This is a genomic window from Streptomyces sp. NPDC086023, from assembly GCF_044540325.1.
Lineage (GTDB): Bacteria > Actinomycetota > Actinomycetes > Streptomycetales > Streptomycetaceae > Streptomyces.
Genome location: NZ_JBITRX010000001.1, coordinates 700,306 through 721,555, shown reverse-complemented (window position 1 = coordinate 721,555; position 21,250 = coordinate 700,306). Strand labels below are relative to the sequence as shown.

Annotated in this window: 20 protein-coding genes; 8 read left to right on the top strand and 12 right to left on the bottom strand. The window is 72.2% G+C overall.

All coding sequences use genetic code 11. The features are described 5' to 3' along the window. Positions 1 to 158: 158 nt before the first annotated feature. Both ACIF6F_RS03255 and ACIF6F_RS03250 read right to left on the bottom strand, forming a co-directional pair. Positions 159 to 275, bottom strand: coding sequence for an SGM_5486 family transporter-associated protein (locus ACIF6F_RS03255; protein WP_399940433.1), 117 nt, complete (start codon positions 273 to 275; stop codon positions 159 to 161). Between the two features lie 4 nt (positions 276 to 279). Further along, complete coding sequence (locus ACIF6F_RS03250) at positions 280 to 1,611, bottom strand: CynX/NimT family MFS transporter (protein WP_399940431.1); 1,332 nt, start codon at positions 1,609 to 1,611, stop codon at positions 280 to 282. 103 nt (positions 1,612 to 1,714) lie between these two features. Between ACIF6F_RS03250 and ACIF6F_RS03245 the strand changes: the two genes are divergently transcribed. After that, positions 1,715 to 2,404 (top strand): FadR/GntR family transcriptional regulator, encoded by a 690-nt coding sequence (locus tag ACIF6F_RS03245; protein WP_399940428.1) that lies wholly within the window; start codon positions 1,715 to 1,717, stop codon positions 2,402 to 2,404. A 62-nt stretch (positions 2,405 to 2,466) separates the two neighbouring features. Here the strand turns inward: ACIF6F_RS03245 and ACIF6F_RS03240 are convergent, their stop codons facing one another. From ACIF6F_RS03240 to fabG, 3 genes are all read right to left on the bottom strand, one after another. Next, positions 2,467 to 2,925: a hypothetical protein gene (locus tag ACIF6F_RS03240; RefSeq protein ID WP_399940425.1), complete on the bottom strand. Its 459-nt coding sequence runs from the start codon at positions 2,923 to 2,925 to the stop codon at positions 2,467 to 2,469. Between the two features lie 141 nt (positions 2,926 to 3,066). After that, positions 3,067 to 3,837, bottom strand: a complete 771-nt coding sequence (gene fabI, locus ACIF6F_RS03235) for an enoyl-ACP reductase FabI (protein WP_399940422.1) — start codon at positions 3,835 to 3,837, stop codon at positions 3,067 to 3,069. A 4-nt stretch (positions 3,838 to 3,841) separates the two neighbouring features. Continuing rightward, the gene (fabG, locus tag ACIF6F_RS03230; RefSeq protein WP_399940420.1) at positions 3,842 to 4,561 is read right to left on the bottom strand and encodes a 3-oxoacyl-[acyl-carrier-protein] reductase; all 720 of its coding nucleotides are present in this window, start codon (positions 4,559 to 4,561) and stop codon (positions 3,842 to 3,844) included. Between the two features lie 184 nt (positions 4,562 to 4,745). On the opposite strand from fabG, the gene ACIF6F_RS03225 reads away from it, so the two are divergent. From ACIF6F_RS03225 to tyrS, 3 genes are all read left to right on the top strand, one after another. After that, positions 4,746 to 6,269: a TldD/PmbA family protein gene (locus ACIF6F_RS03225; RefSeq protein WP_399940418.1), complete on the top strand. Its 1,524-nt coding sequence runs from the start codon at positions 4,746 to 4,748 to the stop codon at positions 6,267 to 6,269. Next, entirely contained in the window at positions 6,266 to 7,657 is a 1,392-nt protein-coding gene (locus tag ACIF6F_RS03220) for a metallopeptidase TldD-related protein (RefSeq protein WP_399940415.1), read from the top strand. Before ACIF6F_RS03225 ends, ACIF6F_RS03220 begins: the two co-directional genes overlap by 4 nt. Positions 7,658 to 7,721: 64 nt before the next feature. Next, complete coding sequence (tyrS, locus tag ACIF6F_RS03215) at positions 7,722 to 8,987, top strand: tyrosine--tRNA ligase (protein WP_399940412.1); 1,266 nt, start codon at positions 7,722 to 7,724, stop codon at positions 8,985 to 8,987. Positions 8,988 to 9,074: 87 nt separating this feature from the next. On the opposite strand, the gene ACIF6F_RS03210 is transcribed toward tyrS, so the two are convergent. Next, on the bottom strand, positions 9,075 to 9,350 hold the full coding sequence (locus tag ACIF6F_RS03210) for a GlsB/YeaQ/YmgE family stress response membrane protein (RefSeq protein ID WP_399940573.1): 276 nt from the start codon (positions 9,348 to 9,350) through the stop codon (positions 9,075 to 9,077). Positions 9,351 to 9,560: 210 nt separating this feature from the next. On the opposite strand from ACIF6F_RS03210, the gene ACIF6F_RS03205 reads away from it, so the two are divergent. Next, positions 9,561 to 9,887 (top strand): DUF3099 domain-containing protein, encoded by a 327-nt coding sequence (locus ACIF6F_RS03205; RefSeq protein ID WP_399940410.1) that lies wholly within the window; start codon positions 9,561 to 9,563, stop codon positions 9,885 to 9,887. A 141-nt stretch (positions 9,888 to 10,028) separates the two neighbouring features. Beyond that, on the top strand, positions 10,029 to 10,271 hold the full coding sequence (locus tag ACIF6F_RS03200; RefSeq protein ID WP_399940408.1) for a hypothetical protein: 243 nt from the start codon (positions 10,029 to 10,031) through the stop codon (positions 10,269 to 10,271). On the opposite strand, the gene moaA is transcribed toward ACIF6F_RS03200, so the two are convergent. The 3 genes from moaA to ACIF6F_RS03185 form a co-directional block, all read right to left on the bottom strand. After that, positions 10,254 to 11,243: a GTP 3',8-cyclase MoaA gene (gene moaA, locus ACIF6F_RS03195; protein WP_399940405.1), complete on the bottom strand. Its 990-nt coding sequence runs from the start codon at positions 11,241 to 11,243 to the stop codon at positions 10,254 to 10,256. The genes ACIF6F_RS03200 and moaA overlap by 18 nt on opposite strands. A 156-nt stretch (positions 11,244 to 11,399) precedes the next feature. After that, complete coding sequence (locus ACIF6F_RS03190) at positions 11,400 to 13,037, bottom strand: cation acetate symporter (RefSeq protein WP_399940402.1); 1,638 nt, start codon at positions 13,035 to 13,037, stop codon at positions 11,400 to 11,402. After that, positions 13,034 to 13,399, bottom strand: coding sequence for a DUF485 domain-containing protein (locus ACIF6F_RS03185; protein WP_399940399.1), 366 nt, complete (start codon positions 13,397 to 13,399; stop codon positions 13,034 to 13,036). Before ACIF6F_RS03185 ends, ACIF6F_RS03190 begins: the two co-directional genes overlap by 4 nt. 237 nt (positions 13,400 to 13,636) lie before the next feature. Here ACIF6F_RS03185 and ACIF6F_RS03180 point away from each other — a divergent pair, with 237 nt between their 5' ends. Continuing rightward, positions 13,637 to 15,172, top strand: a complete 1,536-nt coding sequence (locus ACIF6F_RS03180; protein WP_399940396.1) for a S8 family peptidase — start codon at positions 13,637 to 13,639, stop codon at positions 15,170 to 15,172. A gap of 171 nt (positions 15,173 to 15,343) precedes the next feature. Here the strand turns inward: ACIF6F_RS03180 and ACIF6F_RS03175 are convergent, their stop codons facing one another. The 3 genes from ACIF6F_RS03175 to ACIF6F_RS03165 are packed head-to-tail and all read right to left on the bottom strand — an operon-like array spanning position 15,344 to position 18,038. Then, positions 15,344 to 16,387 carry a zinc-dependent alcohol dehydrogenase family protein gene (locus ACIF6F_RS03175; protein ID WP_399940393.1) on the bottom strand — a complete coding sequence of 348 codons (1,044 nt, stop codon included), beginning with the start codon at positions 16,385 to 16,387 and terminating at the stop codon, positions 15,344 to 15,346. Between the two features lie 47 nt (positions 16,388 to 16,434). Then, positions 16,435 to 17,148: a lysoplasmalogenase gene (locus tag ACIF6F_RS03170; protein WP_399940390.1), complete on the bottom strand. Its 714-nt coding sequence runs from the start codon at positions 17,146 to 17,148 to the stop codon at positions 16,435 to 16,437. Continuing rightward, complete coding sequence (locus ACIF6F_RS03165) at positions 17,145 to 18,038, bottom strand: sterol desaturase family protein (protein ID WP_399940387.1); 894 nt, start codon at positions 18,036 to 18,038, stop codon at positions 17,145 to 17,147. The genes ACIF6F_RS03170 and ACIF6F_RS03165 overlap by 4 nt, the downstream gene beginning before the upstream one ends. A 122-nt stretch (positions 18,039 to 18,160) precedes the next feature. On the opposite strand from ACIF6F_RS03165, the gene ACIF6F_RS03160 reads away from it, so the two are divergent. Then, entirely contained in the window at positions 18,161 to 21,238 is a 3,078-nt protein-coding gene (locus ACIF6F_RS03160; RefSeq protein WP_399940384.1) for an NACHT domain-containing protein, read from the top strand. Positions 21,239 to 21,250 lie beyond the last annotated feature (12 nt).

Sequence of the window (21,250 nt, the reverse complement as noted above, 5' to 3'; positions counted from 1 at the left end):
GGGGGCGCGGCGGCGCGGGCCGGGGGGGGGGGGGGGCGGCGGCGCCGGCGCGGCCCCCCCCGCCCCCCCCCCCCCCCCCCCCCCCCCCCCCCCCCCCCCCCCCCCCCCCCCCCCCCCACCCCAGCATTACAGCGCCCGGAGGCGAAGGAGCCCAAAAATCACGGCGCGGCGATGGTGGCGATGATCGCCACGATCACGGTGACGCCGAACATGGCGCCGAGGACGAGGGCCAGCTTCTTGCGGCCGTTCTGGGGGTTCGGTTCGAGCACGGGCATGGGGTCAGTCTCCCATGCGGCATTCGTCCTCGATCGTGCGGTCCCGGCCGGCCAGGACGCCGACGGCGATCTGGGGCACCATCAGCCCGGCCATGAGGGCGAGGGGCAGGTCCCAGCCGCCGCTGTGCTGGTAGAGCACGCCGATGACCAGGGGGCCCGGGATGGAGATCAGATAGCCGGTGCTCTGGGCGAAGGCGGACAGCTTGGCGACGCCCGCGGCGGACCGGGCGCGCAGCCCGATCATGGTGATGGCCAGGGGGAAGGCGCAGTTCGAGACGCCGAGGAGGACGGCCCAGACCCAGGCTCCGGCGGCGGGGGCGAAGTAGAGGCCCGCGTATCCGGTGAGGCCGAAGAGGCCGAGGGCGAGGGCGATGACGCCCTGGTTGCGGACGGCGCCGGCGAGTCGCGGGATGACGAAGGCCAGGGGCACGCCCATGACCATGGTGACGGCGAGGAGCACGCCTGCGGTGCCCGCGGAGACGCCGGCGTCGCGGAAGATCTGCGGGAGCCAGCCCATGGTCACGTAGGCGCCGGTGGCCTGGAGGCCGAAGTAGCCGGCGAGGGCCCAGGCGGTGCGGCTGCGGATGACGCGGGGGCCGGCCGCCTCGGGGTGCGCACCGGCGGTACGGGCGGACCCCGCGCCCCCGGGTGCCCCGCCGGCGTGGGCCGCCGCGGCGGCGCGCTCGCGGCGGGCCTCCCGGGCCACGGGCAGCCAGGGCAGCACGGCGGCGACGGCGAGGACGGCCCAGATCAGCAGCCCGGTGCGCCAACTGCCGCCCAGGGCCTGGGTCATGGGCACGGTGGCCGCGGCGGCCAGGGAGGTCCCGACGGCCAGGGCCATGGAGTACAGGCCGGTCATGGTGCCGACGCGGTCGGGGAACCAGCGCTTGACGATCACCGGCAGCAGCACGTTGGTGAGCGCGATGCCCGCGAGGGAGAGGGCGCTGGCGGCGAGGAAGCCGGCGGTGCCGCCGGCAAAGGGGCGGACGACCATGCCCGCGGCGATGGCTGCCATGCCGGCGCAGACCACGGCGCCGGGGCCGAAGCGGCGGGAGAGCCGGGGCGCGGTGACGCCGAAGACGGCGAAGCAGAGGGCCGGCATGGAGGTGAGGAGGCCGGCGACGGTGCCGCTCATGCCGAGGCCCTCGCGGGTCTCCTCCAGCAGGGCGCCGAGGCTGGTGATCGCCGGGCGCAGGTTGAGGGCGGCCAGGACGATGGCGACGACGAGGACGGGGCCGAGCCAGGAGGGGGTCTCCCGGTCGGTCGCGGGGGCCTCGGCAGGGGTGGTGCGGGCCGCCGTGGGGCGGTCGAGGGTGCGGGTCTCTTCGTCGTGCATGCCCCACTATAAATTCATGGGATGATTGGTTGTCCAGTCTGCTGTTGAGGATTCAACCTCCGGCTGTTTCTGGAAGAAGGCGTTTTCGAGGAGGATGGGGTCCATGCCGCTGACCACGCCCCGGCGCTCCGCGCTCGTCGACCAAGTGATCGCCCAGCTCAGGAACCAGATCACCTCGGGCGAGTGGCCGGTGGGCTCGCGCATCCCGACGGAACCGGAGCTGGTGGAGCTGCTGGGCGTGGCCCGCAACACCGTCCGCGAGGCCGTACGGGCCCTCGCGCACAACGGACTGCTGGACATCCGGCAGGGATCGGGCACGTACGTGATCGCGACCAGCGAGCTGGCGGGGGTGATGCACCGGCGGTTCGCGGACGCGGACCCGCGGCACATCGCGGAGCTGCGGGCGACGCTGGAGTCCTCGGCGGCCCGGCTGGCGGCGGAGCGGCGCACCGAGCGGGACGTCGCCCAGCTCGGCGCGCTGCTGGCGCGGCGGGAAGAGGCCTGGGACTCGGGCGACGCCGAGCTGTTCGTCGCCGCGGACATCAGCCTGCACATGGCGGTGGTGGCGGCCTCGCACAACGACGTGCTGATCGGTCTCTACTCCGACCTCGGCGACCTGCTGCGGGACTGGCTGCGCGACGACGTGGGCACCGAGCTGACCCCGGCCACGCACATGGACCACGCGCGGCTGGTCGAGGCGATCCGGCGCGGGGACGCGGACGCGGCGGCCTCGGAGGCCGCCGGCTACCCCTTCGAGTGGCTGCGGCACGCGCCCGGCCGCGACCGGGACTGACGGTCCGGGGACGGGCCCGGGCCAGGCCCGGAGCCATGCCCGGAGACGGGTCCGGGGACGGCCTAACCCCGCTGGTGGCTCACCCAGGCCGAGCGGATCTCCTTCCAGCACCGGCTGGTGAGCTGGACGTGGTCCGCGGGGGCCACGGCCACGGCCACGCTGTCGCTGTCCACGTCCCACCAGCGCTCGCACTCGACGTGCAGCCGGACCAGATCGGTCCGCGGGTAGCGGTTGTGGCAGTACGCGGTGACGCGCGACCCGGTGACCTCGGTGTCGCAGTCGGCGCCGAAGAGGTCCCTGCCGCGCGGGCTCCGCGGCGGGTCCGGCCGGCTCGGGGGCTCCTCGGGCAGCTCGCGCACGTCCACCGCGGCCGGCGCTCCCCCGTCCCCCGCCGCGGGGGCGGCGTCAGGGCCGGCGTACGGGCCGTCGTACGGGCGGGCGGCGGCCGTCGGCGCCAGGAAGCCGGTGAGCACCGCGGAGGTGACCAGCAGCGACGCGAAACGGCTCGGCCTCGGACGCACCCCGTACCTCCCTCCCGCAGTACGCCGGGCCCCTCCCGGCGTGATCAGTCTGCGCGAAACGCGAGGGCCGCGCCTCCCGGAGGAGGCGCGGCCCGGTGCGTACGCGGACCCTGCTGGGCCGTACGGGGGAGCCGTGCGGGATCAGGCACCCATGGCGTGGACGCCGCCGTCGACGTGCACGATCTCGCCGGTGGTCTTCGGGAACCAGTCCGACAGCAGGGCGACGATGGCCTTGCCGGCCGGCTCCGGGTCGGCCATGTCCCACTCCAGCGGGGAGCGGTCGTTCCAGACGTCGGCCAGGCCGGAGAAGCCCGGGATGGACTTGGCGGCCATCGAGCCGATCGGGCCGGCGGAGACCAGGTTGCAGCGGATCCCCTCCTTGCCCAGGTCGCGCGCCAGGTAGCGGCTGGTGGCCTCCAGCGCGGCCTTGGCCGGGCCCATCCAGTCGTACTGCGGCCAGGCGAACTGCGCGTCGAAGGTGAGGCCGACGACCGCGCCGCCCTCGGCGGGGAACAGCGGCTTGCAGGCCATGGTCAGCGACTTCAGCGAGAACGCCGAGACGTGCATGGCGGTGGCGACCGACTCGAACGGGGTGTTCAGGAAGTTGCCGCCGAGCGCGTCCTGCGGGGCGAAGCCGATGGAGTGCAGGACGCCGTCGAGGCCGCCGAGCTCGTCGCGGACGAGCTGCTCCAGGCGGCCGAGGTGCTCGTCGTTGGTGACGTCCAGCTCGATGACCTTGGCGGGCTTGGGGAGCTTCCGGGCGATGCGCTCGGTCAGCGTGGGCCGGGGGAAAGCGGTCAGGATGACCTCGGCGCCCTGCTCCTGGGCCAGCTTGGCGGCGTGGAAGGCGATGGAGGACTCCATCAGCACACCCGTGATGAGGATGCGCTTGCCGTCGAGAATTCCGCTCATGTGATCAGTGACCCATGCCCAATCCGCCGTCAACGGGAATGACGGCTCCGGTGATGTAAGAGGCTTCGTCGGAGGCCAGGAAGCTTACGGCCGCGGCGATCTCCTCGGGCTGCGCGTAGCGGCCCAGCGGGACCTGGGAGACGATCCCGGCGCGCTGCTCGTCGGTGAGCACCTTCGTCATGTCGGTGTCGACGAAGCCGGGCGCGACGACGTTGAAGGTGATGTTGCGGGAGCCCAGCTCGCGGGCGAGGGAGCGGGCGAAGCCGACGAGGCCGGCCTTGGAGGCGGCGTAGTTCGCCTGCCCGGCGGAGCCCAGCAGGCCCACGACCGAGGAGATCAGGACGACGCGGCCCTTCTTGGCGCGCAGCATGCCGCGGTTGGCGCGCTTGACGACCCGGAAGGTGCCGGTGAGGTTGGTGTCGAGGACGGAGGTGAAGTCGTCCTCGGACATGCGCATCAGGAGCTGGTCCTTGGTGATGCCGGCGTTGGCCACCAGCACCTCGACCGCTCCGTGCTTCTCCTCGATCTCCTTGTAGGCCTGCTCCACCTGCTCGGGATCGGTGATGTCGCACCGCACCGCCAGGACACCGAGACCGGTGAGCTCCTGCGGGGGCTCGCCCGAGCGGTACGTGATCGCGACCTTGTCGCCGGACTCGGCGAAGGCGCGGGCGATGGCGAGGCCGATGCCCCGGTTTCCTCCGGTGACGAGAACCGAGCGGCTCAACGGATCACCCTTTCCCTAGCTGTCTGGATACCGGAAACCTATCGGTCCGGTCGTGCGTACGAGGAATCGGGCCTCGACAGGGCATCGTGACGGGCTCTGTCGAGTCCCTACAGAAAGCGGTAGGCAAGCGGGCCGCGAAAGCGACATGATCGGGGCGACCGGTCCCGACCACAGGAGGACATCCGTGCCTCATTCCATCGACGCGTCGTTCACAGCGCTGCCGCTGCGCGCGCTCGCCGACGCGGCGCTCGCGCGCGCCCGTGCCCTGGGCGCCGAGCACGCCGACTTCCGGCTGGAGCGGATCCGCAGCGCCTCGTGGCGGCTGCGGGACGCGAAGCCGTCCGGCTCCTCGGACACCACCGACCTCGGATACGCCGTACGGGTGGTGCACGGCGGCAGCTGGGGCTTCGCCTCGGGCGTGGACCTGACCATGGACGGCGCGGCCCGGGTGGCCTCGCAGGCCGTCGCCATGGCGCAGCTGTCCGCGAAGGTGATCAAGGCGGCGGGGTCCGACGAGAGGGTGGAGCTGGCGGACGAGCCGGTGCACGCCGACCGGACCTGGGTGTCCGCGTACGACGTCGACCCCTTCTCCGTGCCGGACGAGGAGAAGTCGGCGCTGCTGGCCGACTGGAGCTCCCGGCTGCTGCGGGCGGACGGGGTGGCGCACGTGGACGCCGCGCTGCTCGCCGTGCACGAGAACAAGTTCTACGCGGACACCGCGGGCACCGTCACGACGCAGCAGCGCGTGCGGGTGCACCCCTCGATCACCGCGGTGGCGGTGGACGACAAGAGCGGCGAGTTCGACTCGATGCGGACGCTGGCGCCGCCGGCCGGCCGCGGCTGGGAGTACCTGACCGGCACCGGCTGGGACTGGGACGACGAGCTGGAGCGCATCCCGTCGCTGCTGGCGGAGAAGATGCGCGCGCCGAGCGTGGAGGCCGGCCGGTACGACCTGGTGGTCGACCCGTCGAACCTGTGGCTGACCATCCACGAGTCCATCGGGCACGCCACCGAGCTGGACCGCGCGCTGGGCTACGAGGCAGCGTACGCGGGCACCTCCTTCGCCACCTTCGACCAGCTGGGCAAGCTGGTCTACGGTTCGCCGATCATGAACGTGACGGGCGACCGGACGGCCGAGCACGGCCTGGCGACCATCGGGTACGACGACGAGGGCGTCGAGGCGCAGTCCTGGGACCTGGTGAAGGACGGCACGCTGGTCGGCTACCAGCTGGACCGGCGCATCGCGAAGCTGACCGGCCTGGGCCGGTCGAACGGCTGCGCGTACGCGGACTCCCCCGGGCACGTCCCGGTACAGCGGATGGCCAACGTCTCGCTGGCGCCGGACCCGGGCGGGCTGTCCACGGAGGACCTGATCGGCGGGGTCGAGCGGGGCATCTACGTGGTCGGCGACCGGTCCTGGTCGATCGACATGCAGCGGTACAACTTCCAGTTCACCGGCCAGCGGTTCTTCAGGATCGAGAACGGGCGGCTGGCGGGCCAGCTGCGGGACGTGGCGTACCAGGCGACGACCACCGACTTCTGGGGCTCCATGGAGGCTGTCGGCGGCCCGCAGACGTACGTGCTGGGCGGTGCCTTCAACTGCGGCAAGGCCCAGCCGGGGCAGGTCGCGGCCGTGTCGCACGGCTGCCCGTCCGCGCTGTTCCGCGGCGTCAACATCTTGAACACCACGCAGGAGGCCGGTCGATGACCCGGAGCACGAAGCCCCACGAGATCGTCGAGCGGGCCCTGGAGCTGTCCACGGCAGACGGCTGCGTGGTGATCGCCGACGAGGAGTCGACGGCCAACCTGCGCTGGGCGGGGAACGCGCTGACCACCAACGGCGTCACCCGCGGCCGTACGCTCACGGTGATCGCGACGGTGGACGGCAAGGAGGGCACCGCCTCGGGCGTGGTCTCCCGGTCCGCGGTCACGGAGGCCGACCTGGAGCCGCTGGTACGGGCGGCCGAGGCGGCCGCCCGGGGCGCGGGCGCCGCCGAGGACGCCCAGCCGCTGGTGACCGGCGTGCCGGTGTCGGCGGACTTCACGGAGGCGCCGGCCGAGACCTCGTCCGCGGTGTTCGGGGACTTCGCCCCGGCGCTGGGCGAGGCCTTCGCCCGGGCCCGGGCGGGCGGCCGTGAGCTGTACGGCTTCGCCAACCACGAGCTGGTCTCCACGTACGTGGGGACGTCGACGGGGCTGCGGCTGCGCCACGACCAGCCCAACGGCACGCTGGAGCTGAACGCCAAGTCGCCGGACCGGCAGCGGTCGGCCTGGGCCGGGCGCGCCACGCGGGACTTCAAGGACGTGGACCCGGCGGCGCTGGACGCGGAGCTGGCCGTACGGCTGGGCTGGGCGGAGCGGCGGATCGAGCTGCCGGCCGGGCGGTACGAGACGCTGCTGCCGCCGACGGCGGTGGCGGACCTGCTGATCTACCAGATGTGGTCGGCGTCGGCGCGGGACGCGGTGGAGGGCCGGACGGTGTTCTCGAAGCCGGGCGGCGGCACCCGGCTCGGCGAGCGGCTGACCGAGCTGCCGCTGACGCTGCGCAGCGACCCGTCGGAGCCGGGCCTGGAGTCGGCGCCGTTCGTGATCGCGCACAGCTCCGGGGACGACGCGTCGGTGTTCGACAACGGTCTGCCGGTGCCGGAGGTGGAGTGGGTGCGGCGCGGCGAGCTGTCCCACCTCACCACCACCCGGCACACCGCGGCGCTGACGGGCCTCCCGCAGGCGCCGGGCTTCGGGAACCTGATCCTGGACGGGGGCGGCGAGAAGTCCCTGGACGAGATGGTGGCCGCCACCGAGCGGGGTCTGCTGCTGACCTGTCTCTGGTACATCCGCGAGGTCGACCCGGCGACGCTGCTGCTGACCGGCCTGACCCGGGACGGCGTGTACCTGGTGGAGAACGGCGCGGTCGTGGGCGAGGTCAACAACTTCCGCTTCAACGAGTCGCCGGTGGACCTGCTGTCACGGGCCACGGAGGCCGGGCGGACGGAGCGGACCCTGCCGCGCGAGTGGAGCGACTGGTTCACCAGGGCCGCGATGCCCGCGCTGCGCATTCCGGACTTCAACATGAGCTCGGTCAGCAAGGGCGTGTGACGCCCATAGACTGATCCGGGCGCGATTTTGTAGTTTTCCCAGCTGATCGAGGAGTCGAGAGATCGTGACGGACATCGTCGACGAACTGAAGTGGCGCGGACTGTTCTCCCAGTCCACCGACGAGGACGCGCTGCGCAAGGCGTTCGCGGACGGCCCGGTCACGTTCTATTGCGGCTTCGACCCGACCGCGGCCTCGCTCCACGTCGGCCACCTGGTGCAGGTGCTGACCGTCCGGCGGCTCCAGCAGGCCGGTCACCGGCCGCTGGCGCTGGTCGGCGGGGCCACCGGGCAGATCGGTGACCCGCGGCCGACCGCCGAGCGCACGCTGAACGACCCGGAGACGGTCGCGAACTGGGTGAACCGGCTGCGCGGCCAGATCGAGCCGTACCTGTCCTTCGAGGGCGAGAACGCGGCGGTCATGGTGAACAACCTCGACTGGACGGCCGGGCTGTCCGCGATCGAGTTCCTGCGGGACATCGGCAAGCACTTCCGGGTCAACAAGATGCTCACCAAGGACTCGGTCGCGCGCCGGCTGGAGTCGCAGGAGGGCATCAGCTACACGGAGTTCAGCTACCAGCTGCTCCAGGGCATGGACTTCCTGGAGCTGTACCGCCGGTACGGCTGCACCCTCCAGCAGGGCGGGTCCGACCAGTGGGGCAACCTGGTGGCCGGCCTCGATCTGATCCACAAGCTGGAGCCGGAGGCGCAGGTCCACGCGCTGGCGACGCCGCTGATGGTCAAGGCGGACGGCACCAAGTTCGGCAAGACCGAGAGCGGCGCCGTCTGGCTGGACCCGGAGATGACCACGCCGTACGCGTTCTACCAGTTCTGGCTGAACGTGGACGACCGGGACATCTCGACGTACATGCGCATCCTGTCCTTCAAGAGCCGCGAGGAGCTGGAGGCGCTGGAGGCGCAGACCGCCGAGCGGCCGCAGGCGCGCGCCGCGCAGCGGGCGCTCGCCGAGGAGCTGACGGCGCTGGTGCACGGCGCGGACCAGTGCGCGGCCGTGATCGCGGCGTCGAGGGCGCTGTTCGGCCAGGGCGACCTGGCGGAGCTGGACGAGGCGACGCTGGCCGCCGCCCTGTCGGAGCTGCCGCACGCCAAGGTGGCGGAGCCCGGCCTGGTCGTCGACCTGTTCGCGGAGACCGGCCTGGTCGCGAGCAAGTCGGCCGCGCGGCGGACGGTCAAGGAGGGCGGCGCGTACGTGAACAACGCCAAGGTCGCCTCCGAGGAGGCCGCCGTCGCCAAGGGGGACCTGCTGCACGGCCGCTGGCTGGTGCTGCGCCGGGGCAAGAAGAGCCTGGCCGCGGTGGAGGTCACCGGCTGATCGGGCCGCAGGACCATCGGAGTACGACGAGGGGGCCGGCCCGGACGTGAATGTCCGGGCCGGCCCCCTCGCCGCGCCCGCGCCGGGCTAGGCGGTCCGGCGTTTGCCGCGGAGCTGCAGGTAGAGCATGTCGCCGAGTCCCACGACCGCGACGGCCCCGGCCAGCTGGAGCAGGTGGCGTGTCCAGTCGATGCCCCGGGTCTCGGCGACCCCGATCCAGCCGGCGACCGCGTTGCCGAGGACACCGCCCAGGATGCCGAACACCGTGGTCAGCCAGAGCGGCTGGTGCTGCTTGCCGGGCAGGACGGCCCTGGCAATCAGACCCAGCACGAATCCGACGATGATCGCCCACAACCAGCTCATCTCGCCCTCCTCGCGTGCGCTGATGCGCATGTGCGGCCAGTCTCGTCCCGTCCGCCGGGCGCCGCATGTCGGGCGCGCCCGGCCGGGGGACCCGGGAGGGGGCCTGCGCCGTTGGCGGTACCCCCCTCTCCTCGCTCCGGCGGGCCCGGCGTACCGTGGAGGGGTGTCCGGCCAAGGGAGTGTCCGGCGTGCGGAACGGGTGGTGGAACGATGCGGAAGCGGAACGGAGCCGAGGTCTTCCGGATCACCGGGGCCCGGCAGGGACTGGCCGAGGACGTGCGCGGCCGCCAGCGCCGTTACGTCATCTCCATGGGCATCCGGACCATTTCGGTGATCCTCACGGTGGTGCTCTGGAACGTGGAGCGGCACATCGCGGTCGTGACGCTGGTCGCGGGCGCGCTGCTCCCCTACGTGGCGGTGGTCATCGCCAACGCGGGCCGCGAACGGGCGCCTTCGCTGCCCTCCCACTTCGTCCCGGCGCCGGTGCGTCCGGCGCTGGAGGCGGGAAACCTCAAGAAAAGCTCAGATCAATCATGAAGTTCCGGTGCACCGCACCGGGTCCTGCGTGACATACTGCCTACGCGCTCCGCATCCCCCGTCGGAGCGACAGACCGACGCCGGGCAGCTCCCCCCGTGGCTGCTCGGCGTCGTCGTTTCCGGATCTTCTAGGGTTGAGGCGTGAACCTCTTCGCCGATCAGGGCCCCGACGAGAACTCCGCCCCCGTCTGCTCCGCCAAGGGCTGCCGCGCGCCCGCCGTCTGGGTGCTCGCCTGGAACAACCCGAAGCTGCACACGCCGGACCGCCGCAAGACGTGGCTGGCGTGTGAGGAGCACCGCGAACACCTCTCGCAGTTCCTGGGCGTGCGGGGGTTCCTCAAGGACGTGGTGTCCCTGGCGGAGTGGTCAGCCGCCGATCGCTGACATCGGCCGCTCGGGCTGGAGGAAGGACGGGTCGTCGAGTCCGGAGCCGGCCTTCTTCCCCCACATCGCCACCTTCCACAGGCGGGCGATCTCCTCGTCCGGGGCGCCCGAGCGCAGCGCGCCGCGCAGGTCCGACTCCTCGGTGGCGAACAGGCAGGTGCGCACCTGGCCGTCCGCAGTGAGCCGGGTCCGGTCGCAGGCCCCGCAGAAGGGCCGGGTGACGGAGGCGATGACACCCACGGTCGCCGGGCCGTCGTCGACAATCCAGCGCTCGGCGGGGGCGGAGCCGCGCTCGTCGGCGCCTTCCTCGGTGAGGGTGAAGCGGGTGCGCAGCGAGGCGAGGATGTCCCCCGCGGTGATCATGCCGTCGCGCTTCCAGCCGTGCTGGGCGTCCAGCGGCATCTGCTCGATGAAGCGCAGTTCGTAGCCCTCCGCGACGGCCCAGGCCAGCAGGTCGGGGGCCTCGTCGGCGTTGAGGCCGGGCATCAGGACGGCATTGACCTTGACCGGGGTGAGGCCGGCATCGCGGGCGGCGGCCATGCCGTCGATCACGTCGTGGTGGCGGTCGCGGCGGGTGAGGGTCTTGAAGACCTCGGGGCGCAGGGTGTCGAGCGACACGTTCACGCGGTCGAGGCCGGCGGCCTTGAGGGCCGCGGCGGTGCGCTTGAGGCCGATGCCGTTGGTGGTGAGGGACATCCTGGGGCGCGGCTCCAGGGCGGCGCACTGCTCCACGATGCCGACCAGGCCGGGGCGGAGCAGGGGCTCGCCGCCGGTGAAGCGGACCTCGGTGATGCCGAGGTGGGTGACGGCGATCCGGACCAGGCGGACGATCTCGTCGTCGCTCAGCAGGTCGGACTTGCCCAGCCACTGCAGGCCTTCTTCCGGCATGCAGTACGTGCAGCGCAGGTTGCACCGGTCGGTGAGCGAGACACGCAGGTCAGTGGCCACTCGGCCGAAGGTGTCGATGAGCACTGTGGGCCCCCTCCCGTGTCCGGAATCTGTAGAGGATCACTACATGTTCGAGCCTACGCGACGCGTGTTACAGGGAGAGGTGCCCAAAGGAACGAGACGTGGCGCGACCGCGTCGTAGAGAAGTACGACGCGGTCACGCTGGGTGTACGGGCGGTGTCAGTGGGCTCCGGTGCCGGTGAGGGAGCGGACCTCCAGCTCGGCGTACTTCTGCGGGTCGGCCGGCTCCTTGGAGAGCACGGTGCCGAGCCAGCCGAGCAGGAAGCCCAGGGGGATGGAGATGATGCCGGGGTTCTCCAGGGGGAACCAGGCGAAGTCGGCGTCCTTGAACATCGAGGTGGGCTTGCCGGAGACGACCGGCGAGAAGAGCACCAGGACGACCGACGAGATCAGGCCGCCGTAAATCGACCAGAGGGCGCCCTGGGTCGTGAAGCGCTTCCAGAAGAGGCTGTAGAGGATCGTCGGCAGGTTGGCGGAGGCGGCCACGGCGAAGGCGAGTGCGACGAGGCCGGCGACGTTGAGGTCGCGGGCGAGTGCGCCGAGGCCGATGGCGACGGCGCCGATGCCGACGGTGGCCCAACGGGCGGCCCGTACCTCTTCCTTCTCGGTGGCGTTGCCCTTGCGAATCACGTTGGCGTAGAGGTCGTGGGCGAAGGACGAGGAGGAGGCCAGGGTGAGGCCGGCGACCACGGCGAGGATGGTCGCGAAGGCCACGGCGGAGATGACGGCCAGCAGGACGGCGCCGCCGGTGGAACCGGCCCCGCCGCCGACCGCCTCGGCGAGCATGGGCGCCGCGGTGTTGCCCGCCTTGTTGGAGGCGATGATCGCGTCCCGGTCGAGCAGGGCGGCGGCGCCGAAGCCGAGGGCGATGGTCATCAGGTAGAAGGCGCCGATGATGCCGATGGCCCAGTTCACCGACTTCCGGGCGGCCTTGGCCGTGGGGACGGTGTAGAAGCGGATCAGGATGTGCGGCAGGCCGGCGGTGCCGAGGACGAGGGCGATGCCGAGGGAGATGAAGTCGAGCTTGGAGAGCGCGGTGGCGCCGTACTTCAGGCCGGGCTCCAGGAAGGCGGAGCCCTTGCCGCTGTTCTCCGCGGCCCTGCCGAGCAGCTCGGAGACGCTGAAGTCGAACTTGAGGAGCACCAGGAAGGTGATGAGCAGGGCCCCGGCGATCAGCAGGACGGCCTTGACCATCTGGACCCAGGTGGTGCCCTTCATGCCGCCGATCGTCACGTAGACGATCATGAGTACGCCGACCAGGGCGACGATCGCGACCTTCCCGCCGTCGCTGGTGATGCCCAGCAGCAGGGAGACGAGCACGCCGGCACCGGCCATCTGCGCGAGCAAATAGAAGATGGAGACGACGATGGTCGACACGCCGGCGGCGGTGCGTACGGGCCGCTGGCGCATCCGGTACGCGAGGACGTCGCCCATCGTGTAGCGGCCGGAGTTGCGCAGGGGCTCGGCGACCAGCAGCAGGGCGACGAGCCAGGCCACCAGGAAGCCGATGGAGTAGAGGAAGCCGTCGTAGCCGAAGAGCGCGATGGCTCCGGCGATGCCGAGGAACGAGGCGGCGGACATGTAGTCGCCGGAGATGGCGAGGCCGTTCTGGAAGCCGGTGAACTGCCGGCCGCCCGCGTAGAAGTCGGCGGCGTCGCGGGTCTGGCGGCCGGCCCAGACGGTGATGATCAGGGTGGCGACGACGAAGAGCCCGAAGAGCGTGATGATCAGGGGGCGGTGCTCGGTCGCCGATCCGGTCGCGAGCGGGACGGCCGGGGCGAGGAGGGGGTGGCTCATTCCGTGCCTTCCATGCGGGCCTTGATGGCCTCGGACTTGGGGTCCAGGGCGGTCGCGGCGTGCCGGGAGTACCACCAGGCGATGAGGAAGGTGGTCGCGAACTGGGCGAGGCCGAGGACCAGGGCGACGTTCACGTTGCCGTAGAGCTTGACGCCCATGAAGCCGCCCGCGTAGTTGGACAGCAGCACGTACAGCAGGTACCAGGCGATGAACGCCACGGTCAGGGGGAAGGCGAAGGACCGGTACGAGCGGCGCAGCTCGGCGAACTCCGGGCTGTCCTGGACGGCCGCGAACTCCTCGGGGGACGGGCCGGGCGGGCGGCCGTCCACGGTGCTGCGGGGCGGGGGCGCTTCGGTGCTCACGGGTTCTCCCTGCGGGGCGGGTGCGGTGGGGACGGACAAAACGACCTCCGAGGGGGGACGGAATGGCGCCCTCCCCCTGTCAACGGCACGGCTGACGGGGCAGGACGGTTCAACGCCCGATTTTTCTTTCGGAATTCATTGCTTGTGCGGGAAGATCGGCGCTAGCTTCACTCGTCATGTACCCGTCCAACGCGACCTGCGTGAGGACGGCTTTTTCACGGATGATGTGGAGAACCCATGGCTCATCTGGGATCCAGACGACGGCGCGCCCTCGCGCTGCCGGTCGGCCTGGCGCTCACGGCCTCGCTCGGTTTCCTGCCCTCGGTGTCGGCCTCCGCCGCCACCCTGGACGAGGTCACCGCGGCCGCCTCCGACACCACCGGCCCCAAGCTCTCGTACGTGGTGAACGTCGACCGCTACGGCCCCGGCACGTCGAAGCACGTGCAGCGCGCGATCGAACTGGCCGGCGGCACCGTGGTGACGGCCTATGAGCAGATCGGCGTCATCGTCGCGCACTCCCAGAACCCCGACTTCGCCCAGCAGATCCGCGCCGTCAAGGGCGTGAGCTCCGCGGGCGCCACCCGTACGGCCCCGCTGTCGGTCGTGCAGACCACGGACGAGGGCGCCACCCAGGTGCTGAGCGCGGAGGACGCCGCCAAGGCGGCCGCCGAGGCCGCCCCGGGCGAGGAGCCGCTGGAGCCCAACCAGTGGGACCTGCGGACGATCAAGGCCGACGAGGCGCACAAGATCAACGATGGCAGCCAGTCGGTCACGGTCGGCGTCATCGACACGGGTGTCGACGACACCCACCCCGATCTGGCCCCGAACTTCTCCAAGGAGCAGTCGGCCAACTGTGTCGGCGGCGTCGCGGACACCACGGACGGCGCCTGGCGCCCGTACGCGGACGGCAGCGACCACGGCACGCACGTGGCGGGCACCATCGCCGCCGCGCGCAACGGCATCGGCATCAGCGGTGTCGCGCCGGGCGTGAAGGTCGCGGGCATCAAGGTCTCCGAGCCCGCCACCAGCCTGTTCTACACCGAGGCGGTCGTCTGCGGCTTCGTCTTCGCCGCGGACCACGGCATCGAGGTCACGAACAACAGCTACTACGTCGACCCGTGGTACTTCAACTGCAAGGACGACGCGGACCAGAAGGCCCTGGTCGAGGCCATCGGCCGCGCCACGAAGTACGCCGAGCGCAAGGGCACGCTGAACGTGGCCTCCGCCGGCAACTCGAACTGGGACCTGGCGGCGGACTCGATCGAGGACACCACCAGCCCGAACGACACCACCCCGGTGCCCCGCACGATCGACCCGAGCAAGTGCCTGGACCTGCCCACGCAGCTCCCGGGCGTCGTCTCGGTCTCGGCCACGGGTGTCCAGGGCCTGCGCTCGTACTACTCGAGCTACGGCCTCGGTGTCATCGACGTCGCCGGCCCCGGCGGCGACAAGTGGCAGATCCCGGACACCCCGGACAAGAACGGCCGCGTGCTGTCGACCATCCCGGGCGGCGGCTACGGCTACAAGCAGGGCACCTCGATGGCCGGTCCGCACGTGGCCGCCGTCGCCGCGCTCATCAAGAGCAAGCGCCCCTGGCTGACGCCGGGTCAGGTGCAGGGTCTGATGAAGGCGCAGGCCGACCAGGCCGAGTGCCCGGAGAAGATCTACAACGCCGCCGGTGCGCTGATCGACGCGACCACCTGCGAGTCGTACGGCACCCAGACGGGCTACTACGGCGCGGGCATCGTCAACGCGCTGCGCGCCGTCGAGTAGCAGTCGGGCAACGGCCCCGGGAACGGGACCGGGACCGGGCTGACGGGACCACGGCTCTCTGGAGGGACGGCGCCGGCACACCGCCGGCGCCGGCAGGAGCCGGATGACGGAACACGAAGGGCCCGGGCGGGATCCGATCCCGCCCGGGCCCTTCGCCGTGTCCGGGACCGGTCAGGGCTTGATGAGGACCTTCAGGGCGCTGCGGTCGTCCATCGCGCGGTAGCCGTCCGGCACCTCGTCGAGGGAGACGGCGCGGTCGAAGACCGGGGACGGGTCGATGGTGCCGTCGAGGACGTCCTTCAGCAGCTCGGGCAGGTACGCGCGGACCGGTGCCACGCCACCGCGCAGGGTGATGTTGCGGTCGAACATCACGCCGAGGTCCAGGCCGGTGCCGCTGCCGTGCGGGACGCCGACGTAGCCGACGGCCCCGCCGTCGCGGGTGATGTTCACGGCGGTCCGCATGGACTGCTCGGTGCCGACGGCCTCGATGACGCAGTGCGCGCCCTGACCGCCCGTCAGCTCGCGCACGGCGGCCTCGGCGGCCTCGCCGCGCTCGGCGACGACGTCGGTCGCGCCGAACAGCTTGGCGATGTCGGTACGGGCGGCGTGCCGGCCCATGGCGATGATGCGGCCGGCGCCCAGTCGCCGGGCGGCGAGCACACCGCACAGCCCGACCGCGCCGTCGCCGACCACGGCGACGGTGGCGCCCTCGCGGACCCCGGCGCCCAGTGCCGCGTGGTGGCCGGTGCCCATGACGTCCGAGAGGGCGAGCAGGGCGGTGAGCAGGTGGTCGTCGGAGGCCGCGTCGGCGGGCAGCTTCACGAGCGTGCCGTCGGCGTGCGGGACGCGGACGGCCTCGCCCTGGCCGCCGTCGTAGCCGACCGAGCCCCAGAAGCCGCCGTGCACGCAGGAGGTGTGCAGGCCCTCGGTGCAGTAGTCGCAGACGCCGTCGGACCACATGAAGGGCGCGACGACCAGGTCGCCGGCGCGGAAGCCCGAGACCTCGGAGCCGGTCTCCTCGACGATGCCGAGGAACTCGTGGCCGATGCGCTGCCCGGGCCGGCGCTGTGCCTCGCCGCGGTAGGCCCACAGGTCACTGCCGCAGATGCAGGCGCGCAGGACGCGGACGACGGCGTCCTTCGGCTCGCGTACGGCGGCGTCCGGCACCTCCTCCACGCGGATGTCGTGCGGGGCGTGGATGACGGTGGCGCGCATGTTCGGCGTTCCTCGGGGTGGGTCGGGGGTGTCGGGGTGTGACCTCCCTACCGTACGCCCCGCTGCGCGGAGAGGGCTCCGGTGGCCAGCAGGTACTGGGCCGCCAGGTACGTGGCCATGATCCAGAAGTCGGGGCCGGGCGGCTGGGGCCACTCGGCGACACCGGTCGCGATCAGGGTGTCGGAGAGCAGGAAGAGTGCTCCGCCCGCGGCGGCGGTGCGGCCCAGGGCGCCGGACCGGCAGGCCATCGCGGTGAGCAGCAGGCTGTACCCGGCGACGGGGCCGCGCAGCCCGGCCGGGAGGTCGGACCAGAGCAGGGCGACGGTGGTGACGAGCGCGACGGCGTACCCGGTGCAGACGAGCGGGTGGACGCGGTCCCTGCCGGGGCCCGTGCCGAAGAGGAGGAGGTAGCAGACGTGGCCGAGGGCGAAGGAGGCCATGCCGACGAGGAAGGCGAGGTCGGCGTCGAAGAGCAGGGCCACGTCGCCGCCCCAGCCGAACGCGAGGGCCGCGACCAGCAGGCGGGGGGCGCGCCGGGTGAGTACGTACGCCACGAGCAGCGGCATCAGCAGGGGCTTGGCGACCAGGTGTCCGGGGTGCCAGCCGGCCAGCAGCGCGACCAGGTCGAGGGCGCTCGCGGCGCCGAAGGCGTACAGCAGGGCGCGGCCGACGCTCTCGCGCCGCCCGGCGAGCCGGGGCTGGGCCCAGGAGGGGATCCGGGGGCCGGCGGGGCGCGGGGCGGAGGGGGCTGGGGCGGTCATGCGGGGGACTCCGTGGGGGCGGCAGGGGCGGGGGCGGTTTCGGCGGCGGCGGTGGGGGCCGGCCGCGGCTGCCAGCCGGGGCCGGCGAGGAGGCGGCCGGCGCGCTCGCGCCAGGAGGCGGCGGCCCGTACGTCGCGGGCGATGGCGGCGTACTCGTGGGTGGCGACGCGCAGCGGGTTGTAGGTGGTGATGTTCTTGGTCAGGCCGTAGACGGGCCTGACCGTCTCGCCCGTCCAGGAGCCGAAGAGGCGGTCCCAGAGGATGAGGATCCCGCCGAAGTTCCGGTCCAGGTAGCCGCCCTGGGAGGCGTGGTGGACGCGGTGGTGGGAGGGGGTGTTGAAGAGGTACTCGACGGGGCGGGGCAGCTTCCCGATCCGCTCGGTGTGGATCCAGAACTGGTAGACGAGGTTGACCGAGTAGCAGAAGGCCAGGGCCGCCGGGTGCATGCCGAGGGCGACCAGCGGGAGGTAGAAGGGCCAGGAGGTGGCGCCGGTCCAGGGCTGCCGCAGGGCGGTGGAGAGGTTGAACTTCCGGCTGCTGTGGTGGACCACGTGGGAGGCCCACAGGAGGCGGACGACGTGGTGGCCGCGGTGCTGCCAGTAGTAGCAGAAGTCCTGCGCGAGGAGCATGAGGGGGACGGTCCACCAGAGGAACGGCACGCGCAGCGGGGTCAGTTCGTACACCGCGCCGTAGACGGCGACGACGGGGACCTTCCAGAGGAGGTCGAAGCCGAGGCTGCCCAGACCCATGGTGATGCTGGTGGCGGCGTCCTTGGCCTCGTAGCCGGCGGCCTCGTCGTCGGGACGGATCCGGTAGCTCACCACCTCGATGACCGTGAGCAGCACGAAGGCGGGTATGGACCACAGCACCACGTCGGGCAGGTTCGGCATGAGCGAAAGATAGAGCCGGCCGTACGGGGGCGCCAGGGGTTGTTACCGATCGGTATCCGGCGGGGTTACCGGGGGTTCGGTGGGTAGGTTCCGGGCGGCGACGTCAAGGGGGGCGACAGGGGATGACGGGGATCGAGACGGCCGTCCTGCGGACGGCGAGTACGGCTGCGGGCTGGTTGTACCGCTCGCGGCTGGGGCAGGTGCCGGGGGCCGGCATCGCGGACCGGGCGGTCCGGCCGGCGGCACGCTGGCAGCGGCCCGAGAAGCTGGGCGAGCCGGAGCTGCGGCGGCTGGCCGAGGGGCTGGCGGCGCGACTGGGCCCGGCGGTGGCGCGGCTGCCGGAGCACGAGCGGCTCGCGGCCCTGGACGCAGTGGCCGACGCGTTCGCCGGGCTGGGGCCGCTGGACGCCGACGCGCTGTTCGCCGCGGACCTGGACCCGGCATCGCTGGCGGCGAAAACGCCCGTACCGGCGGCCGCCGGCCTGAGCCCGGAGGCCGAGGCCGTGTGCCGGGACCTGATCCGGCTGGCGTGCGCGCACACCATGGAGTACCTGACCACGCTGCCGTCGTTCGGGGCCCGCGCTGATGTGGAACTGGTTCGCCGCACGGGCGAGTTGCAGCGCACGGTCGACCGGCTGGCGGACCACGGGGACGGGGCTGCCCACGCGTTCGAAGAGCGGTACGCGGCCTACGTCGCCGAGGCGTACGGCCGGCTCCGGCTCTTCGGGCTGACGACCGGCCGGCGGCGGGAGGAATGGCCGTTGGACCTCGCGTACATCAGCCTGGCGGTGAGCGGCGAGCAGCAGCCGGTGCTGCCCCGCGAACCGGGCACGCACCGGGCCACGGTCAAGGCCGAGCAGGCGCTGGGCGCGGCGGACCGGGTGCTGCTGCGCGGCGCGGCGGGCTCGGGGAAGAGCACGCTGATGCAGTGGCTGGCCGTCAACGCGGCAGGGCAGTGGGGCGGTCCGTGGAGTACGTGCGTGCCGTTCGTGCTGCGGCTGCGCTCCTTCACCACGGCGGATCACCTGCCGCTGCCGGAGGAGTTTCTGAAGGCGTCCGGCGTGCCGCTGTCGGCTCCGTCCGGCTGGGCCCAGGACCTGATGCTCAGTGGCAGGGCCCTGGTACTGGTGGACGGCGTCGACGAGGTGCCGCAGCGGCTGCGCGCCCGCACGGAAACCTGGCTGCGGTCGCTGGTGACGGCTTTCCCAAAGGCGCGGTACGTGGTGACCACGCGACCGTCCGCGGTGCCCGAGGACTGGCTGGCCGGCCAAGGGTTCGTGCCGCACACGCTGCTGCCGATGGAGCGGGGGGACGTGGCGGCGTTCATCTCGCACTGGCACCGCGCCGCCGGGACCGACTGCCCGGGGGAGGACCTCGGCGTGTACGAGGCCTCGCTGCTGGAGGCGGTCTCCGCCCGCCGTGACCTCTCCCGGCTGGCGACCAACCCGCTGATGTGCGCCCTGCTGTGCGCGCTGAACCGGGACCGGCGCATGCAGCTCCCGCGGGCGCGCAAGGAGCTGTACGACGCCGCGCTGGACATGCTGCTGGTCCGGCGGGACACCGAGCGGGAGATCAGCGGGGTGGAGGGGGTCTACCTCACGCGGGACGAGCAGATCCTGCTGCTCCAGCGGTTCGCGTACTGGCTGATCCGCAACGGCCAGATGGAGGCGGGCCGGGACGAGGCGATCGAGATGGTGGCGGAATGGCTGGAGGCGATGCCGCAGGTCCGCGAACAGGGCGACGCGGATCAGGTGTTCACACACCTGCTGATCCGCAGCGGGCTGCTGCGCGAACCGGTGCCGGGGGCGGTGGACTTCGTCCACCGCACCTTCCAGGACTACCTGGGTGCCAAGGCGGCGGTGGAGTCCCGGGACTTCGGCGTGCTGGTGAAGAACGCCCAGGACGACACGTGGGACGACGTGGTCCGCATGGCGGTGGGCCACGCCCGCCCGGACGAACGGGCCCGCATCCTGCGGGGGCTGCTGAAGCGGGCGGACAAGGTCAAAGGCGCACGCAACCGGCTGGTGCTGCTGGCCGCGGCCTGCCTGGAGCACGCGCCGGAGCTCGAGCCGGCCCTCCGCCGGGAGATCGAGTCCCGGACGGCGGAGCTCCTGCCGCCGCGTACACCGGAGCAGGCCGAGGAGCTGGCGAAGGCGGGGGAGCTGGTGCTGGACCTGCTGCCGGGCCCCGCGGGGCTGTCGGAGGACGAGGCCGCCGCATGCGTGCGGACGGCCGCACTCGTGGGCGGAGAGCGGGCGATGGGGGTGATCGCCAGGTTCCGGGATGACGAACGGCGTGCCGTGCGCTGGGGGCTCGCCAACAGCTGGCAGATGTTCGACCCCGGTGAGTACGCCGCCCGGGTGCTCGCCGGCGTGGCCCTGGGCAGGACCATGCTCATGGTCCGGGGGCCCGAGCAGCAGGCCGCCGTCGCCGGTCTACCGGAAGTGGAGAGCGTGCACGTCAGCGATGCGGAGGGGATTCCGGACTGGCTGACCAGCCGGCGGCTGACGGCCCTGGTCGTCTACCGGAACGGCCTGTCGGACCTCACCGCCCTTGCCGCGCACCCGGAACTTGAGTACCTGGGCCTGTACGGCTGTCCCGAGCTGTCCGACCTGACACCGCTCACCGCCCTCAGCAACCTGTCGGCCCTGCTGCTGACCGACCTGCACCCCGGCCTGGACCTCTCGCCGCTGGCCGGGATGTCCGCACTCGCGGCGCTGACGCTGGGCACGGCATCCGGGGCGGAACGGCTGTCGCAGGTGCCAGCTCCACGCTCCCTCACGGGACTCGGCCTGACCCGCCCCGGATACCGGCTCGACTCCTTCGAACCATGGCCCGAACTCGCGCGGCTGACCATCGAGGGGCCCGTCTACCTGACCGAGCTGGCCGGACTTCCACCGCTGGCCAGGCTCCGCACTCTGCTCCTCTTCCGGCAGCCGGACTTGGACGCCGGGTTGCTGCTCGGCCAGCCCCAGCTCACGGAGCTGTTCCTGGGCAACTCGTGTTCTCCCCGCGGGCTGGCGGCGCTCGGTGAACTGCCCGGCCTCGAACGCCTGGTCCTGACCGGCCCCGGCAGCCGGCACAACCTGAGTCCCCTCGCCGCTCTCGACCGGCTGACGATCGAGGTCGACGCGAACGTCCACATCGAGGGGATCGACCGGATCCCGCCGGAGCGGATCAAGCGCCTGAGCGCGTTCTGATCCGCCCCGACG